The sequence below is a fragment of the Bacteroides sp. CAG:189 genome (assembly GCF_000432295.1).
Taxonomy (GTDB): domain Bacteria; phylum Bacteroidota; class Bacteroidia; order Bacteroidales; family Bacteroidaceae; genus Bacteroides; species Bacteroides salyersiae.
In genome coordinates this window covers 1-1,763 of the sequence record NZ_HF991097.1, presented here as the reverse complement: position 1 = coordinate 1,763, position 1,763 = coordinate 1, and the positions used below count along the sequence as shown (strand labels likewise).

The window sequence follows — 1,763 nt, the reverse complement described above, 5'->3', positions numbered from 1 at the left end:
ATCAAATAGCTAAAATATATCTTGTAAATTCATGCTTCTAGTATATATGATGAAATATTTAAAAAGATATAAGTATATTTAGGTCTTAAGTGTATTTATGAATATAGTGAGAATTTACCTGTTATTTTTTTGCTAATTTATATTTATTATGTTTGATAAGTTTTGAGCCATTCTGTCTAATGTGAAATTATTGTTGAAATATGAAATGCAGTTTAGGGACATTGTTCGATAAATGTTTGGGTCACTATATAACAATGATAATTTTTCTAAAAGCTCCTTTTTATCATTACCGATAATGAATCCATTGTAGTTATTTATTATATAGTCGGCGATGCTATCGGTACGAGTAATAATTATGGGTTTTCCTAACTGCATGGCTTGTAAGACAACTAATTGACCTGAAGATATATCAGGCTTTTCCAATGGAATGCAGACGCAATAGCTTCGTTTTAGTATGTTGAGCATTTGGTTTCCGTAACAATTGTGTATTATTTCAGTATGTTCATTTCCTTGAATATTATCTTCACAGGCTATTTTTAAGGTATATGCAGTATCTGATAAGGCCGTTGTTAAGAAAATGTAATTTCTATTGCTTCTTCCTGTAGAGAAAATGAAAGATGAGGAGTTGTCATTGTTTGGCTCATCTGCGATCTTCATAACATCAATACCCAAAGGAATAAATCGGACTATATCTTTGGGTAAACCAAATAAATCGGTGTAATACTTAACTTCGTTTTGGGAGTGACATATTATATTTTTGATATGTTTATTTGTGATAGAGTAATGTATGTATTTGTGGTAAATGTTGCCTAATATTCCCTCTTTTCTTTTGTATATAAAGGTCATTATAATGATTTTATTTTTTCTTTTAAGATGAAGTAATCTTAGCCAAAAAGCCATATTTATAGCATAAAATTGTTGCCATCCTACAATATAATTGTATCTTTTCCGGATAGGAATAATTAAAAGGGGAAAGGCGAAGTATAAAAAATAGCGCAATAGATTTCCGATTTTCGTGTGGTGAAATTTTGTATTGGACTTGCAGCACCTGACCTCCCATTTTGTATTGTCTTTGGATAGCTCTTTGCTGAAAGCCCAATCTTGAGGTACGTTAAAGTCCGCGAGTATTATATTTTTCATTATATCGAGAAGTTGATTGAATGGATTGTCGGATATTAATTTATATTGCATTTAAAAATACGTCATACATTTGTTGAGCGCACTTTTCCCATGTGAAAATTTGTAGCCGTTTTTGTCCTTTTGCCTTGAGGGCTTCTAATTGAGCATTGTCAAAATTGAGTATTTCCTTTATGGTATTACTTAATTCTTTTGAATTTTCTGATTTGAATATTAATGCCGCATCTCCTGCAACTTCGGGGAGCGATCCTGCATCGGAACAGATAACGGGAACGTTATAAGCCATTGCTTCTAATATAGGAAATCCGAATCCTTCAAAGCGTGAAGATATAATTGTTGCTAAACAATTAGCATATAAAGAAATGAGTTCATTATCGCTAACTCTTCCAAGGTATAGAATATTAGAATCGGCATATTGATCTTTTGATAAATCTTCTAATAGTAAATTGTGTCCTTCTCCTTGAGGACCTGCTAAGGCTAGTTTAAGATTAGGATTATATTTCCGAATTTCTCTAAATGACTTTAACAGTATATCCAATCCTTTCCCTATATAATCCGTACGTCCTGGGGTAAACAGATATGCACCCTTTTGTAATTCCCATTTTTTTAGTACAGAGTCGCTCTCT

General features: G+C 32.0%; 2 protein-coding genes. Both read right to left on the bottom strand.

Annotated features, from left to right (window positions below):
- Positions 1-132 precede the first annotated feature (132 nt).
- Positions 133-900: a glycosyltransferase gene (locus QVP90_RS13695; RefSeq protein ID WP_224203083.1), complete on the bottom strand. Its 768-nt coding sequence runs from the start codon at positions 898-900 to the stop codon at positions 133-135.
- Positions 901-1,180: 280 nt separating this feature from the next.
- Positions 1,181-1,763: glycosyltransferase family 4 protein (locus tag QVP90_RS13690; RefSeq protein ID WP_288204537.1), on the bottom strand; the 583-nt coding region annotated here is incomplete at its 5' end.

What these genes read in the sequence shown, in the direction of transcription:
- QVP90_RS13695 (WP_224203083.1), bottom strand. Translation starts at nt 900, where the DNA reads ATGGCTTTTTGGCTAAGATTACTTCATCTTAAAAGAAAAAATAAAATC.